This window comes from Burkholderia sp. MSMB1459WGS (assembly GCF_001534535.1).
GTDB lineage: Bacteria > Pseudomonadota > Gammaproteobacteria > Burkholderiales > Burkholderiaceae > Burkholderia.
Genome location: NZ_LPMU01000075.1, coordinates 107,797 through 123,375, shown reverse-complemented (window position 1 = coordinate 123,375; position 15,579 = coordinate 107,797). Strand labels below are relative to the sequence as shown.

The following is a 15,579-nucleotide window of genomic DNA, read 5'->3' as shown; positions in this document are numbered from 1 at the left end:
CATGCCGCGTACCCTGGACGTCGACCTGCTCCGTACCTTCCACGCCGTCGCGAAGCTTGGCCGCTTCAAGGATGCGGCCGTTCATGTGAACCGCAGCCCGTCGTCCGTCACCGCGCAGATTCAGAAGCTGGAGGAGATGGTCGCGCAGCGGCTATTCACGCGAAACAACCAGGCGGTCGAACTTACGCAGTTCGGCCACAAGCTGCTGAGCGACACCACCGAGTTTCTGCTGAGCCACGACCGACTCGTCGAATCGCTGTCGCCGCAGATGCTGACCGGCAAGCTGCGGCTCGGCATCCCCGATTCCTACGCGGCGCACTTCATGGCGGAATTCCTGCCGCGCTTCGCCGCGGACCGGCCGCTGCTCGAACTGACGGTCGAAGCGCGCTCCAGCGACGAGTTGCAGCAGCTGTTCGCGCGCGGCCAGCTCGACATCACGATCGCCGTAGTACCGAAAGCGCCGCCGCACGCCGAGCTGCTCGGCAAGACCCATCCGGTGTGGGTAGCGGCGCGCACGTTCAAGTTCAATCCCGACGCACCGCTGCCGATCGCGGTGCAACTGCCGGGCTGCCCGTACCGCGACACCGCATTGCGTGCGCTGAAGAAGGCGAAGATCGCGCACCGGATGCTGCTCGAAAGCGCCAGTTCGCCGGCGGTGGAAGCGTGCATCGCGAACGGCCTCGCGGTCGGCCTGATCGAGCATGAGCGTGTGTCGGGCAACCTGACGAGCCACATCGCCGGAATCGCGCTGCCCGATCTGCCGCCGCACCTCGTCACGGTGCTGACGGACGACAGCAATCGCGCCGCGCTGCATCTGCGCGACGTGCTGAAAAGCACGTTCAGGATCGGATAGGGAAGACAAGGCCGGGAACCGGCCTTGCAAACGAACGCGAACAGTCCCGCAAAACTGCCGCCGGCCCGTTGCAGGCCGGCGGCTTTCTCTCGTCAACCGCCGAGATACGCCTGCTTGATCCGGTCGTTCGCGAGCAGGTTCGCGCCCGTGTCAGCCAGCACCACGCGCCCCGTTTCGAGCACGTAGCCGCGATCGGCCACGCCGAGCGCCTTGTTCGCGTTCTGCTCGACCAGGAAGACCGTGACGCCTTCGTCGCGGATCGTCCGGATGATGTCGAAGATCTGCGCGATCACGAGCGGCGCGAGGCCAAGCGTCGGCTCGTCGAGCAGCAGCAAACGCGGCTTGCTCATCAGCGCGCGGCCGATCGCCAGCATCTGCTGCTCGCCGCCCGACATCGTGCCGGCCCGCTGCGCCGCGCGTTCCTTCAGGCGCGGAAACAGCTTGAACACGTGCTCGATACCGTCGTCGATCTCGTGACGGCTCGCGAAGAAGCCGCCCATCTTCAGGTTCTCGAGCACCGTCAGGCTCGGGAACACGCGCCGCCCTTCCGGCGAGATCGCCATCCCCTGCCGCATGATCTGGTGCGTCGACATCGCGGTGATGTCGTTGCCTTCGAACAGCACGCGGCCCGACGATGCACGCGGCGTGCCGCATACCGTCATCATCAGCGTCGTCTTGCCGGCGCCGTTGCTGCCGATCAGCGTGACGATCTCGCCCTTGTTCACCTCGATCGACACGCCCGCGAGCGCCTCGACCGCGCCGTAGTGCGTATGGACCTGTTCCAGCTTCAGCATCACTCTTCCCCCAGGTACGCCTTGATCACGCGCGGGTCGTTGCGGACCGCTTCCGGCGTGCCGATCACGATCGGCCGGCCGTGCTCCATCACGAGGATGCGGTCGGACACGCCCATCACGAGGCTCATGTCGTGTTCGATCAGCAGCACCGATACGCCGAACTCGCGGCGCAGCTTGTCGATCAGATGCTGCAGCTCGATCTTTTCCTGCGGGTTGAGGCCGGCCGCCGGCTCGTCGAGCATCAACAGGCGCGGCTCGGTGATCATGCAGCGCGCGATCTCCAGACGCCGCTGGTGCCCGTACGACAGCGTGCCCGCCGGCCGGTTGGCGACCGACGTCAGCCCCATCCGGTCGAGCCACACGGCCGCACGTTCGAGCGCTTCCTTCTCGGCGTGACGATACGCGGGCGTCGCGAACAGGCCGTGCAGCAGCCCCGCCTTCACCTTGCGATGCTGCGCGACGAGCAGGTTCTCGACGACGGTCAGCGACTTGAACAGGCGGATGTTCTGGAACGTCCGCACGAGGCCCTTCAACGCGATCTTGTGGCTCGGCAGCCCGGCGATCGCGTGGCCGTCGAGCACGACGTCGCCGCCGGTCGGCTTGTAGAAGCCGCCGACGCAGTTGAACACCGTGGTCTTGCCCGCGCCGTTCGGCCCGATGATCGCGAACACCTCGTCGCGGCGCACGTCGAAATCGATGCCGTCCACCGCGAGCAACCCGCCGAAGCGCATCTGCAGCCCGGCGACCTTCAACAGTTCTGCATTCACGCTCATTGCGGCAGCTCCACGTGGGGACGGCTCGCGGGCAGCAGGCCCTGCGGACGCCACATCATCATCAACACCATCACCAGGCCGAAGATCAGCATCCGGTACTCGGCGAACCCGCGCGCGACTTCCGGCAGCACGGTCAGCAGAATCGCCGCGAGAATCACGCCGAGCTGCGAGCCCATCCCGCCGAGCACGACGATCGCGAGGATCAGCGCCGATTCGATGAAGGTGAACGATTCAGGATTCACGAGGCCCTGACGCGCCGCGAAGAACGCGCCGCCGATCCCCGCGAACGCCGCGCCGAGCGTGAACGCCGACAGCTTGATGCGCGTCGGGTTGAGACCCAGCGAACGGCATGCGATCTCGTCGTCGCGCAGCGCTTCCCACGCGCGGCCCATCGGCATGCGGATCAGGCGGCTCGTCACGAACAGCGTGAAGCCCACCAGCAGCAGCGCGATCAGGTACAGGAAGATCACCATGTGCTCGCCGCTGTATTCCAGCCCGATCAGTTCATGGAAGGTCTTCGCGCCTTCGACGCTCGCCGAGCGCGCCATCTCGAAGCCGAACACCGTCGGCTTCGGAATGCTCGAGATGCCGTCCGGGCCGCCGGTGAGGCTCGTCAGGTTGTTCGCGAGCAGGCGAATGATTTCGCCGAAGCCGAGCGTGACGATCGCGAGATAGTCGCCGCGCAGGCGCAGCACCGGGAAGCCGAGCAGGAAGCCGAACGTCGCCGCGGCGATCGCCGCGATCGGCAGACACTCCCAGAACGACAGCCCGAAATACTGGTTCAGCATCGCGTACGTATAGCCGCCGACCGCATAGAACCCGACATAGCCGAGATCGAGCAGCCCCGCGAAACCGACCACGATGTTCAGCCCGAGGCCGAGGATCACGTAGATCAGCGCGAGCGTCGCGACGTCCACCGCGCCGCGCGAGCCGAAGAACGGCCACACGAGCCCCACCGCGAGCAGCACCCAGATGATCGCGCGCTGCTGCCGCGCGCCCATCGCAGGCGCCGCCGGCAGCTTCACGGCCGCTTTCGCGCGCATCAGCCACGGCTTGAACAACTGGAACAGGAATACCGCCGCAACGGCGATCCACACCGGGCGCCAGTGCGGCGTCAGCACGACATGGTAGCCGTCGAGCTTCAGTTGCAGCCCGAGCACCGGAATCGTGAGGATCGCCGTCAGGATCGCGGCAGCCACCGCATTCTTCAACGCCTGGCCGATCGAAGCATCGGCGGCCGGGCGGCGAACGGAAATGACTTGACTCATCTGCGTCTCCCTCAAACCTTTTCGATGTCCGACTTGCCGAGCAGGCCGGTCGGGCGGAAGAGCAGGATCAGCACGAGCAGGCCGAACGCGACCACGTCCTTGTACTCGGCCGGCATGTAGCCCGCGGCGAAGGTTTCGGCCAGGCCCAGCAGCACGCCGCCGAGCATCGCGCCGGGGATGCTGCCGATCCCGCCGAGCACCGCGGCGGTGAACGCCTTGATGCCCGCGACGAAGCCGATATACGGATTCAGCTTGCCGATCGTCAGCCCGATCAGCACGCCGCCGACGGCCGCCAGCATTGCGCCGAGCACGAACGTGAACGAGATCACACGGTTCGTGTCGATGCCGAGCAGGTTCGCCATCTTCATGTCCTCGGCGCACGCACGGCACGCACGGCCCATCCGCGAATGCGAGATGAACAGCGTGAGCGCGATCATCAGCACGAGCGTCACGCAGACGATCAACAGGCGCGCATACGGGATCGTCACGTCGTAGTCGCCGCCGAGATGGATGTCGAACGCGCCGGAGATCAGCACCGGCACGGACACGTCGCGCGCGCCCTGGCCGATCTGCACGTAGTTCTGCAGAAAGATCGACATGCCGATCGCCGAGATCAGCGGCACGAGCCGCGGGCCGCCGCGCAGCGGCCGATACGCGACGCGCTCGACCGCGAAGCCGTACAGGCCCGTGACGATCACCGACACGATCAGCGCGGCGCCGAGCACGAGCGGCAACGGATAGCCGGCGGAGATGCCGATGGCCGTCAGGGTCACGAGGCCCACGTACGCGCCGATCATGTAGATCTCGCCGTGGGCGAAGTTGATCATGCCGATGATGCCGTAGACCATCGAATAGCCGATGGCGATCAACGCATAGATCGCACCCAGCGTCAGGCCGTTGACCAGCTGCTGGGCGAATTGAGGAAAGAAGTCAGTCATGTGCGGGAAGCTCCCGTTGGCGCTGTGTCGCATGCCTGCGCCGGATCACGGCGGTCGGCCGCGCGCAACGCACGGTGTCGTCTCGGGCCGCCCGTTGGCCGCGGAACGGCCAAATGCGCACGCGCTCCGCCCGGGTGACGGGCAGAGCGCGTGTGCGGGGCGGGTACTCCGTATTACTTGGCGGCGGTCTTCGTCGCGTCCTTGTGCCACGTGTAGACGACGAACTTGAACGCCTTCAGGTCGCCCTGTGCGTCATACGCGACCTTGCCGATCGGCGTGTCGAACGTCGTCTTGTGCATGTACGCGGCGACCTTGGTCGGATCCGTCGTCTTCGCACCCGCGATCGCGTCGGCGATGATCTTCACCGCGGCGTACGACGGCATCTGGAACGGGCCGTTCGGATCGCGCTTCTTGTCCGCGAACGCCTTCACGAGCGCCGCGTTGGCCGGATCGGCCGAGAAGTCGGCCGGCAGCGTGACCAGCATGCCTTCCGAAGCCGGGCCGGCAATCGCCGTCACGTCCTTGTTGCCCACACCTTCAGGCCCCATGAACGTCGCCTTCACGCCCTGCTCGCGCGCCTGGCGCATCAGCAGACCCATTTCCGGGTGGTAGCCGCCGAAGTAGACGAAATCGACGCCTTGCGACTTCAGCTTCGTGATGATCGCCGAGTAGTCCGAATCGCCGGCGTTGATGCCTTCGAACAGCACGACCGGGATCTTCGCGGCTTCGAGGTCCTTCTTCACCGACGACGCGATGCCCTGGCCGTACGACTGCTTGTCGTGCAGGACCGCGACCTTCTTCGGCTTCACGTTGTTGATGATGTAGTGCGCGGCGGCCGGGCCTTGCTGGTCGTCGCGGCCGATCGTGCGGAAGATGAAGTGGCGCTTCTTGCCTTCGGTCAGCTGCGGCGCGGTGGCCGACGGCGTGACCATCACGATGCCTTCGTTCTCGTAGATGTCCGACGCGGGAATCGTCGAACCCGAGCACACGTGGCCGATCACGTACTTGATCTTCTGGCTGACGATCTTGTTGGCGACGGCGACGGCCTGCTTCGGTTCGCACGCGTCGTCCATCAGCACGACTTCGAACTTGTTGCCGCCCGCACCGCCTGCCGCGTTGATCTGTTCGATCGCGGTCAGCGCGCCGGCCTTCACCATGTCGCCGTATTGGGCGACCGAGCCGCTCATCGGACCAGCGATGGCGATCTTCACGGTTTCCGCTTGCGCGGCGGCGGCGCCCGCGGCGAACAGCACGGCAGCGACGGAAATGGACGTAAGACGGGACAGCGTCATCTGGGAGCTCCTCGATGTTGTTTAGTCATACGGGCAAAGGCGGCATGACTTGCGCAATCGAACAGCACCCGGGGCGAGGACATGGGACACGCCCGAGACACATAGAAGACGGAACTCCGGCGGAATGTTGCGTAGCGGGGCCCGGCTCTTGCAGTCCCCGAAGGGGACGTCTGGTTCGGAAAGACATCGTGATGCGTCTTGCATTGCGCAAGCGTTTCGCCTGCCCCGCTTGCCAAATCGCTGGTTCGGAGGGATGGTCCGACAGCTGTTGGCAAGGCAGCCGAAATTATATGGGCGTTTTTCAATCGTCTGTCAAAAATGCCTGTCGATTGAGGGAAAACACGTACGTTTTTGAGATGGGTGGGTGGCGATGGGGGCGCAACCTCGGCGAGGCGGGAACGTTTGCTTCGAGTGCAATCGGGTTGCGATTAGGCACGGGGATCGAGGCGGATTCCTTGCTGGGCGGAGTGTTCGGCGATGGGGAGGTCGCGCCGGCGCATTTTTCGAGCTACCGACGGCCCGGACGCTGGAAATCAATCGACTGATGATTGTGAGCGTGCGCACCAGGACGGGGCGCTACGCGAGGCGGGAAAAATTTCCGTTTAGCGGAAAAACTAAACATATTGAAAGCTTTTTGATATATCCGTGAAATAATGCGAACTCGCTTCCGCAATCCAGCCAGCCTTCGTGCAAGTCGCGCCCGCCGCGCCTCGCAATCGCCTCAGGGCCGCGTCGACACCCGCTCGTCGCCCCGCCGCCAGCCAGTGATCTGCCGTTTTGTTCAATGCACATCACCTGCTTCGGATCGCCCATGAATTGCCCTTTCCGCCTGTGTTCCGCTGCCGCGATCGCGTGCGCGCTCTCTGTTTCGACTTCCCATGCTTCGGAACGCGATACGCTGACCGATCGATCGGCCGGTGCCAATGTGTTCCGCTCGGAGCGGCGTGCGGTTGCTCGGGATGACGGGCATGCTGCGCGGATGAGCCGTCGAAGCGTGCAGTTCGCCGCCCCCACCGAACGTAGCCCGTTCGATACGCCGGATACGCGGCCGTTGCAGGTGACAAGCGATGCGCTCGTGGCATCGCCGCCTTCTTTTAAACACGAACCCGATTTTCTCTCGGCTCCGAACCGCGTCGCGCTTGGCGCGGGCGGGAGCGACAGTTTAGGTCGCGCAGTGCCTGGGTATGAGCAGCGCGAGCAGCACTGGAACGAATACCTGCGCGCGACCGGCTCTCGGTCAGTTGGAAGTGCGGGTGCGCATGCGCCCCAGCGGCCGTACGATGCGCCTCGCGGTCCGCACGGCGCGCCGAATCCGTTCGATCCGTCGGTGCGGCAACCGGAGACGCGGACGTTCTACGACAACGGATCGGGGACGAAATGCACGGCTACCGGCGGTGCGGGGACGTCGCGGTCGTCTTGCGATATTGCTTGGTGATGCGGGGTTTTGGGTGGTTACCGCTTACGGCTGCTCTACCCTGCCCGGCTCAATATCGATCCTCGCCTTGCGGCGTGAGCTCTTTAGCCGGCCCATGCCCACTCAGCTTGCGAACGAGCCGCTCATACGCGTCGTACTCGAATCGCTTGTCCTCGAACATTTTGAGCCAGTTGTGCTCGACATAGCCGCCCGGGTGATCGCTCGCCACCAGGTTCGCCGCTGCATCCCAGCGAAACACTTCCGACGGCAGCCTCGGCCCTGCCGCTTGTTCTATGCGCCCTGTCGGGTCATACCGATAGCTCGTCGTGCCATAACGCTGATCGCGCTTCTGGATCACGTCACCTGCCGCATCGTATTGCTACTGCTTGGCAAGCAACTCGCCACCCGCCGTACCTCGCAGTTTGCCGCACACGGCGCCCCACCGCTTCATACCCTAAAAATACTCTTTCAAAACTTCACCATCGAACGACTTATTCCCCGACACCTTTTTACCCAGCAAATAATCAGTATCAAGCTCATTCAGGCCGATACCATTTTTCTTTGCAGCAAAAACAATGGTTAGAAATGGGTATGAATAGTAATTTGGATTTTCCATTACGTCCCGAACCAACCCAGAATTGACCTCCACCACATTGATTATTCTTGGCAAATAAATACTCGTTACCTTTTCACATATCCATCGACATGCCGACTCAATCTCCCCCTCATCACGAGGCAGATCAATTGCCCCACCGACATTCGGGGAAAATGATTTTACAGTTTCCATAGACGTATTCATTGCCATAACCAGACCAGTTGGTATCCTTGGTCTGTACGGAGGATTTCTGCTCACATAAAAATCCTGAAGGCCAGGAGAATCAGCTGCAGCAGAAAGAATATATCCGTTTGCATTTCTCAGAAATCTAAATCCGATGCGCCCATTACCCCCACCTTCTCGGTCAACAACAATCTCACTCCTCGATACCTTGACACCGCTTTCGCTGATATTTTCCTTTAAAAAATCTTGCAATCTTTTCTCAAATATCTTCTTCAACTCCGCGCTCATCAACACACCTCAATATTTCAGCACGTGAAATGTTGCATCATACGAAGTACCACGCTCACCAAGCACTTCCCCTATATCTCTATTTCCAGTTGCGATTTCGAACTGCCCCGTCTTTCCTGCTGATGGCGTAATTACCCCACCACCAACACCGTCAACGGTATTCGATGGACTCGCCATGTCAAACACACCGGAAGCACTTTGATTTTTGGTCAGACGCCCTGTCCCATGCTTCGCCTCGAAGACGTGATAGTTGCCGTGGTTGTCCGTTGCAACGAAGTCGGCCCGAATACGCTTGCCGTTCACCTTCATTGTCACCTCTTCAGCAACGATGTTGAAGCCGTTTCGCTCCAAGTCGTACATCGATTTTTCGCGACCGCGCTTTCCACTCCATTGACTCAGGCAAGTCAGGCCCCACGGGTCAATCCACGCCAGCGGATTCGGCCCATATCGATACTGATTCAACCCGCCTGCCAACCCAATCGGATCCGGGTTGATGAACCGCCCAACATCCGGATCGTAGAACCGGAACGTGTTGTAGTGCAGCCCAGTTTCACGATCTAGATACTGCCCTTGAAAACGCAAGTTCTGCGGTCGCGGTGCATGAGCGGGCACTGGCGCAGCCGCTTGAACGTCTCCCCACACCGCTGTCGGTCGATCTGGCGCCCGCGCAACCCACTCCTCCTGCACCGCATTGCCCCAAACCTTATAGCGCGCCTGCCAAACCAGTTCGCCCCCAGCGTCAGTCAGTTCCTCCGGCAGCCCCGAAACATCGTTGTGGAAGTAATAAACCGCGTCCCGTACATCCGCATCGTTAGCCGCCGCCTTCCCGTGATCGATCCGGGCAAGCGGCACATAACTATTCGACTCGTACAAATACGTCAGCGCTTCCTCGCCCTGACGATCGTGATACGTCTCCTGCACCAGCCGCATGCCGTCCCACAGGAAATCCGTACTGGCGTAACTGCCATTGAGCTTCCGGATCCGCCGACCGAACGCGTCGTACTCGAAATGCGTCGTCGCGATGCCAAGCCGGTCCTTCGTCACGACGGTCTTCAACTGGTTCCAATCGTCGTATTCAAGAACCAGTTCTTTAGCCGGCCCATGTCCACTCAGCTTGCGAACGAGCCGCCCATACGCGTCGTACTCGAAGCGCTTGTCCTCGAACATCTTGAGCCGGTTGTGCTCTACGTAGCCGCCCGGGTGATCGCTCGACACCAGGTTCGCCGCCGCATCCCAGCGAAACACTTCCGACGGCAATCCCGGCCCTGCCGCTTGTTCTATGCGCCCTGTCGGGTCATACCGATAGCTCGTCGTGCCATAACGCTGATCGCGCTTCTGGATCACGTCACCTGCGGCATCGTATTGCCACTGCTTCGCAAGCAACTCGCCACCCGCCGCACCGCGCCGTGCAGTTTGCCGCGCACGGCGCCCCACCGCGTCATACCCGAAGTGACTCGTCAGCTTGCCCTGCGTCCGTAGCACCTCGCGATGCAGATCGTCCCGTTCGATGTCTGCAACTGCCGCGCCGTCGAAACGAATCTGGTGCACATGCCCTGAACCGTAATGCAGCCAATCGATCGTGCGCTCGCCGGAAATCGTCGTGCTGACACGATTGCCGAGCTCGTCGTAGGTGTGTGCGAGCCAGCCGGTCGGCGTGTATTCCTCGACGACTTCTCCACGCTTGTCGTACTTCAGGCTGACGCGATTCTTCAGCGATGGCCCGCGCGCGGCGAGCGTGTACAACTCGGCCGATGTGATCCGGCCCGCCTCGTCATACAGGTATTCGCAACGCTCGTGCGCGGCTTGCTTCGCCGTCAACCGCCCGATCGCATCGCGCTCGTATCGCGTCTCGATCTGTCCATGGCGTACGATCGTGCCTTGGCCGCACACGTCGTACTCGTACGTACGCTTGTGGCCATCGAGACCGATCTGTGCGGAAACGAGATCGCGACGGTCATACTGAAAGCGATATGTCTCATGGTTCTCGTTGGTCAGGCTCGCTAACCGGAACGCATCGTCGTAGCCGAACCGCACGACACGATCGGCCGCATCCGTGCGTGCCAGCAACAATCCACGCGAATTGAGTTCGTAGCGCGTGCTGCGCTGATTCGCATCAACGATCTCGACGAGGCGCCCCGCCGCATCGTACCGAAACGTCTGATGCGCACCATCGGCCGTCCCGATCCCCGTGACGCGCCCCATCGCGTCCGTTTCGTACACGGTAGCCTGCCCCGCCGCATCCGTCACCCGCGCGAGCGCACCGCGTGCGTCATACGCAAACCGCGTGACCTTGCCGGAACAATCGGTATACGCGGTCAACTGCGCCCGGCCATTCCATTCGAGAAACTTGTAGCCGCCACGCGCGTCGCGAATCGTATGCACGAGCCCACGATCGTCCCGGTAAAATTCGGTCGCGAAGCCCGCCGGATCGCGCGTCATCGTCAGGTTGCCGCACGCGTCGTAACGATAGATCCATCGCGCGTTGGTCGGATCGATTTCCGCAACCGGCAGATCGTAGTGCCCGTTCCATTCGGTCCGTTCGACGTGGCCGAGCGCGTCGATGCGCTGTGTCTGCCGCCCGCGCTCGTCATATTCGAAGCGCGTCGTATTCCCGGCCGGATCGGTCGTACCGATCAATTGCCGCATCGTGTTCCATTCGAGCCGCCACACGTTGCCTTCGGCGTCCGTGTGACTCGTCGGCTGCCGGTCCTCGTTCCACGTCCATTGCGTCACGCGCCCGATTTGATCGGTGATCGTCACCGAACGCTGCGCAAGGTCCGCGTCGAACGTGTACGTTTCGCCGTCGTCGGTCCAGTGGCGCACGACGCGCGCGTCGCGGCCGACACCATTCCACGCGTAAAAGCACTGTAGTCCGCCGGGCAGCGTATGCCGGGTCATCAGGCCGTGCTCATAACCGAAATGCCGCCCGGTATGGCCGCTGCGATCGGTGACCGATGCGAGTTCGCCGGCGCTCGTATAGCCGTAACGAACCAGAATCTCGGGCAATTCGCCATCGACGCCGCGTACCAGTTCGATCGATGCGACGCGTCGCGGATGCCCCGAATCGTAATGCAGCGCCAGCACACGGCCGGCGCTATCGTGAAGCCGCACCGGCTGCACCCGTTCGCCGACAATCGCACGCTCGACCTCGATCCAGTTGCCGTTTCGGTCCTCGAGCCGCCGAAGGTCCAGTGTTTCTGCATCCGACGCCGGTGCTCGGGCAGGGCCGAAATCGCGATACAAACCGTCGACCGTTTCGACCACATAGTGCCCGCCGGCGGTACAAATCAGGTAAATGCCTTCAGGCACGCTGAAATGACTCTCACCCGGAGGCACTGCGGGAAACTCGATCTCACGCCCCTGTTCGTCCCAGTACGTGATCGACGTGACGGCACCGTTCTCCCGCCCCAACCTCAACTCGACACTGATCGGAACGCTCCAGCCGGCCCCGAACAGGCCATCGGCGCGATCGTCGTGGCTGCTGTAAAAACGCCGCCAGACGATCGGCAGCGGGCCAGGCAACACGAAGTCGGTATCGTCGCTGCCGTCGAGAATCTTGCCGCCGGTAATCACGTTGACGGGATGGCCGGCCGACGGCTGCATCTTGCTGCCGAGCCATGTGCCGAATATGCCGGCCGCGAAGTTCATCGCGAGACACGGCAGCTTGCCCTTGACGAAATCGCCCCAGCTTCCCTTGCCTCGACCACATAGCGCAAGCGCAATACCGATCGCCGCACCGAGTCCGGCGACCCACGGTCGCGCCGCACTGATGTCGCGCACGGTCTTCGTGCCGCCGCCGAAGAAAACGTCCGGCGAGCCCTTCGAGATCGTGCCGTCACAGGTAGTCTTGTCGTCGACTCGCGCCGCGGGCAGATCGTTGATGAACACCACGTCGGAGCCTTGCGCAACGAATTGCGGACCCGGATGATCGCTGCACAGAACCGGATCCATGTCCGCGCCGTCGGCCGCGCGTGCAGCCGGCTTCCCGTTGACGAACACATCAGGCGAGCCGTTCTGGATCGTACCTTTCTCCTCGGGCGGAGAAATGGCATTGCCGAGCCCCTTCGCGGCCTCGTCGATCTCGTCGTTGAGGCCCGAGCCCTGCATATAGGCGGCCACGCCGACACCGATCGCCAGCACGATGGGCGTCGCCAACCCGCCGGTGCCGATTTCGAGCGCACCCAATGCACCGAACACGAGGCCTTCCGCTATCGTGGTCAGCGCCCATCCGATTCCCAAGCCGCCCAGCAGCGACCCGCCCATGCCGAGCAGGTCGCCCGCGAGCGTCGTGTGGGTAAAGGGATCGTCCTTACGAGCGGCCGGCTGGCTCATGGGCGGCCGGCATCCGAAACCAGCGTGGGCGCAACCGGGCGCGGCTGGAAGCTCTCCAGCATGCGCGCGGCGAGCGCACGTTGTTCGTCGTTGAGCGGCGCGGCATTGGTCAACGTCATCACGATGACCTGCCCGCCGGCATCGAGCCGAAATGCCGTCTGCATCTGATGAAAGGTGCGGCCGTCCTGTTCATGCGTCGATTCCGTTTGCACGCCGGGGCATTCCGCTCGCCCGACCGTCACCGGGCGTCGCGACTGCACGTTCAGATTCTGCGCGGTGCGCGACGCCTGCGCCCATTCGCGCTCGACGAACGCGTCGATCGACTCCTGCTCGCGCAGCCGGCCGCGGGACACGACGAGACTCAGCCCGCCCGGGCCGACGGGAAGAATCAGCATGTTGACGGTGCGATCAAGCGCCGCGTCCGGCAATTCGAATGTGCCTTCATGGATTGCGTAGTGCATGGCTGGTGTTCTTCGAGTTATTTGTTGAGATCGATGCGCTTGCCGTTGACCATCACGCCGTCGTCGGTCATCAGAATCACGGAGCCGTTGTGCTCCAGGCGGATGCCTTCCGGCGCGAGCGAGATCGAGCTGTTCTGCACCTTCAGCAGGATGCCGCGCTCGGCCATGTAGACCTGCGTGCCGCCGCCACCGTCCTTGGCCGGCGTCGTGACCTCGACGGTAGTCGCCGTGGTGCTGCGCTTCTCGGCGATCGTCTCGGTCAGGTTGCCCTGCGGAATCTGCTTTTCTTCGCTGCCCGTCGCCACGAGGACGGTACGCATCGGCCCCAGCACCTTATGCGTCTCGTTGTTCTCGACGACGGTGTTCATGTCCTTCTGCGCGTGCATGAAGAATTCCTGCATGCCGTTCGTGTCGGTCATGCGGATCTCGTTCGACCCCTGCCCCTTGTGCGTCTGGCTCTTGATCCCCATCGTCTGGCCGGCCGCGCCATGATACGGGTTGCCCTGCTCGCCGTTGAACACGCGGCCGACGATCACCGGGTTATCCGGATCGCCCTGATTGAACGCCACCAGCACTTCCTGCTTGATCCGCGGAATCGCGGCCGCGCCCCAGCCGTCGCCCGCCCACGGTTGCGACACGCGCACCCACATCGAATCGGAGCCGTCCTTCTTGCCGCGCCGGTCCCACGGGAAATGCACCTTCACCGCGCTGCCGTTCGTATAGATTTCCTCGCCCTTCGGCCCGACGACGATCGCCGACTGCGTGCCGTGAATCACCGGCTTCGGCGTCGCGCGCGGCGCGCGGTACGGGATCTTCTTCGGCAGCAGCGAGAAGCTGTTGCGGTACGGCAGCTTCGCACTGTGCTGCGTATAGTCGTTCACGGCCTCGTGACGCACGTGCAGGATCACGTACTCCTGGTTGTTTTCGAGGACGGGGTGGTTCGCGACGGTCACGGCGCCCGCCGTCGTCATGCGCCACGCATAGCCGGCGCCGGTATAACGATGGGCTTGCGCCTCCTCGGCCTCCATCGCGTAACGCGCGTAGCGGTTGCCGTCGTCGCCGTGGTCGTACAGCGACTGGTGCTCGAACCGCTCGGTCGCATCGAGCCGCGCATGCTTGAGGTTTTGCGGCCCGGCCTCCACCAGCATCAGCGGCGATGACGGATTCTGGTAATTGAAGTCGCGGAACGTGACCTTGCCGACGCCGAAGCGCCGGCCTTCGTGCAACTGGTCGATGCCGCTGCCCTCGCTGGCCTCGGTCGCGGCGAACGGCACGGTGGCGAGCCCTTCGATCGGGCGAAACAGCAGGTTCGTGTCGCCGATCACGAGAAAGTGCTTGTCCTTCTCGTAGCGGTGCGTCCACACGAGCCCCTCCTGCTCCATCAGCCGCGCGCAGAAATTGTAGTAGCTCTCCTGGTACATCACGACGTACTCGAGCGGCTTCTGGCTCGTCCGGATGTCGAACGTGAAATCGGAAAAACCGTGTTCCTGGAAGATCTCGGTGAGGATGTCCTGCGCGGTCTTGTTCTGGAAGATCCGGCAGTCGGTCGAGCGCGTCAGGAACCAGAACCACGGCACGGCCGTCAGGTGGTATTGCGTGACGTTCCCGGGGTTGCCGGCGCGGTCGAACGACGCGACGTAGCCGTCGAAATAGCGGTCGTTGTCGCCGGTGCCCGACGCCACGACGCGTTCGAGCGTGGACAGGCGCGCCTGCTGGTCGAAGCGGATCTTGACCTGCTGGCCGATCAGGTCCTCGGGCCGCAGGTCGTGGCGATGCGACAGCAGGTCGAGGTGGATTTCCGGCAAGCGATTCACGTGCTCGTCGACGACGGCCGCGCTGACCAGCAGCACATCCGGGCCGAGCGGCGTGTCGAGCGTCACATAGCGGTTGAGCTGGGTCAGGCGTGCCGGGTTGGCTGCGCCGTTGATCGCCTCTGCAATCGCGCCGGGCGTCTTGTCCATCAGCGAGAAGCCGGTCTGCGCGAGCTGCATCGCGCGCTGGACGGTGTCGACGTGCCCGGCCAGGCCGGCGAGCGGCCCCAGGCTGCCGGCCACACTCGACGCCACCGGGCCGGCGAGGCCCCCGAGCGCGCTCAACGAGCCGAGCGCACTACCGCCCAATCCACTGGGAATACCCCCGTTCGGAGCGAAACTCATTCTTGTTCCTTGCGTGTGATCTCAGGTTCCATGAGCCGGCTCGCCGGCCCGCAGCCCCGATAATGTAGGGTAAAACCCGACCGCTTGAAAGATGCCCCGCAAACGTTTTCGTTCGGGCCCTGAAAATCCGAAAAAGAGACCACCGGCCGGGTGCCCGGAGGCGGCACGCTGCGCCGAAGCAGCGCGACGGCCTGCAATGAAAACCGTGACACTGCATCCTCAGGCGTCTGCA

The 15,579-nt window shown here is 63.2% G+C and carries 12 protein-coding genes; 2 read left to right on the top strand and 10 right to left on the bottom strand.

Going from position 1 to position 15,579, the window contains the following annotated elements:
- Position 1 precedes the first annotated feature (1 nt).
- Entirely contained in the window at positions 2 to 853 is an 852-nt protein-coding gene (locus WT97_RS29220; RefSeq protein ID WP_060354902.1) for a LysR family transcriptional regulator, read from the top strand.
- Positions 854 to 945: 92 nt separating this feature from the next.
- Here the strand turns inward: WT97_RS29220 and WT97_RS29215 are convergent, their stop codons facing one another.
- From WT97_RS29215 to WT97_RS29195, 5 genes are all read right to left on the bottom strand, one after another.
- Entirely contained in the window at positions 946 to 1,647 is a 702-nt protein-coding gene (locus WT97_RS29215; RefSeq protein ID WP_006484776.1) for an ABC transporter ATP-binding protein, read from the bottom strand.
- The gene (livG, locus tag WT97_RS29210; protein ID WP_059502395.1) at positions 1,647 to 2,420 is read right to left on the bottom strand and encodes a high-affinity branched-chain amino acid ABC transporter ATP-binding protein LivG; all 774 of its coding nucleotides are present in this window, start codon (positions 2,418 to 2,420) and stop codon (positions 1,647 to 1,649) included. The genes WT97_RS29215 and livG overlap by 1 nt, the downstream gene beginning before the upstream one ends.
- Positions 2,417 to 3,688 carry a high-affinity branched-chain amino acid ABC transporter permease LivM gene (locus WT97_RS29205; protein ID WP_060354901.1) on the bottom strand — a complete coding sequence of 424 codons (1,272 nt, stop codon included), beginning with the start codon at positions 3,686 to 3,688 and terminating at the stop codon, positions 2,417 to 2,419. The genes livG and WT97_RS29205 overlap by 4 nt, the downstream gene beginning before the upstream one ends.
- An 11-nt stretch (positions 3,689 to 3,699) precedes the next feature.
- Positions 3,700 to 4,626, bottom strand: coding sequence for a high-affinity branched-chain amino acid ABC transporter permease LivH (livH, locus tag WT97_RS29200; RefSeq protein ID WP_034204313.1), 927 nt, complete (start codon positions 4,624 to 4,626; stop codon positions 3,700 to 3,702).
- Between the two features lie 173 nt (positions 4,627 to 4,799).
- Positions 4,800 to 5,918, bottom strand: a complete 1,119-nt coding sequence (locus WT97_RS29195; protein WP_034204312.1) for a branched-chain amino acid ABC transporter substrate-binding protein — start codon at positions 5,916 to 5,918, stop codon at positions 4,800 to 4,802.
- 784 nt (positions 5,919 to 6,702) lie between these two features.
- On the opposite strand from WT97_RS29195, the gene WT97_RS33750 reads away from it, so the two are divergent.
- Positions 6,703 to 7,353: a hypothetical protein gene (locus WT97_RS33750; protein WP_082751506.1), complete on the top strand. Its 651-nt coding sequence runs from the start codon at positions 6,703 to 6,705 to the stop codon at positions 7,351 to 7,353.
- 49 nt (positions 7,354 to 7,402) lie between these two features.
- Here WT97_RS33750 and WT97_RS34395 read toward each other — a convergent pair whose 3' ends face one another.
- The 5 genes from WT97_RS34395 to WT97_RS29180 all read right to left on the bottom strand — a co-directional run bounded on the left by WT97_RS34395 (position 7,403) and on the right by WT97_RS29180 (position 15,347).
- On the bottom strand, positions 7,403 to 7,690 hold the full coding sequence (locus WT97_RS34395; protein WP_257128569.1) for a hypothetical protein: 288 nt from the start codon (positions 7,688 to 7,690) through the stop codon (positions 7,403 to 7,405).
- Between the two features lie 96 nt (positions 7,691 to 7,786).
- Positions 7,787 to 8,386 carry a hypothetical protein gene (locus WT97_RS34390; protein WP_156440337.1) on the bottom strand — a complete coding sequence of 200 codons (600 nt, stop codon included), beginning with the start codon at positions 8,384 to 8,386 and terminating at the stop codon, positions 7,787 to 7,789.
- A 21-nt stretch (positions 8,387 to 8,407) separates the two neighbouring features.
- Entirely contained in the window at positions 8,408 to 12,730 is a 4,323-nt protein-coding gene (locus tag WT97_RS29190) for an RHS repeat-associated core domain-containing protein (protein ID WP_257128568.1), read from the bottom strand.
- Entirely contained in the window at positions 12,727 to 13,191 is a 465-nt protein-coding gene (locus tag WT97_RS29185; protein ID WP_059584433.1) for a DcrB-related protein, read from the bottom strand. The genes WT97_RS29190 and WT97_RS29185 overlap by 4 nt, the downstream gene beginning before the upstream one ends.
- A 17-nt stretch (positions 13,192 to 13,208) precedes the next feature.
- The gene (locus WT97_RS29180) at positions 13,209 to 15,347 is read right to left on the bottom strand and encodes a type VI secretion system Vgr family protein (protein WP_060354900.1); all 2,139 of its coding nucleotides are present in this window, start codon (positions 15,345 to 15,347) and stop codon (positions 13,209 to 13,211) included.
- Positions 15,348 to 15,579 lie beyond the last annotated feature (232 nt).

Coding starts and splice junctions, on each gene's coding strand:
- WT97_RS29195 (WP_034204312.1), bottom strand. CDS start 5,918: ATGACGCTGTCCCGTCTTACGTCCATTTCCGTCGCTGCCGTGCTGTTC.
- WT97_RS29220 (WP_060354902.1), top strand. CDS start 2: ATGCCGCGTACCCTGGACGTCGACCTGCTCCGTACCTTCCACGCCGTC.
- WT97_RS29205 (WP_060354901.1), bottom strand. CDS start 3,688: ATGAGTCAAGTCATTTCCGTTCGCCGCCCGGCCGCCGATGCTTCGATC.
- livH (WP_034204313.1), bottom strand. CDS start 4,626: ATGACTGACTTCTTTCCTCAATTCGCCCAGCAGCTGGTCAACGGCCTG.
- WT97_RS33750 (WP_082751506.1), top strand. CDS start 6,703: ATGCACATCACCTGCTTCGGATCGCCCATGAATTGCCCTTTCCGCCTG.
- WT97_RS29180 (WP_060354900.1), bottom strand. CDS start 15,347: ATGAGTTTCGCTCCGAACGGGGGTATTCCCAGTGGATTGGGCGGTAGT.
- WT97_RS29215 (WP_006484776.1), bottom strand. CDS start 1,647: ATGCTGAAGCTGGAACAGGTCCATACGCACTACGGCGCGGTCGAGGCG.
- livG (WP_059502395.1), bottom strand. CDS start 2,420: ATGAGCGTGAATGCAGAACTGTTGAAGGTCGCCGGGCTGCAGATGCGC.
- WT97_RS29185 (WP_059584433.1), bottom strand. CDS start 13,191: ATGCACTACGCAATCCATGAAGGCACATTCGAATTGCCGGACGCGGCG.
- WT97_RS29190 (WP_257128568.1), bottom strand. CDS start 12,730: ATGAGCCAGCCGGCCGCTCGTAAGGACGATCCCTTTACCCACACGACG.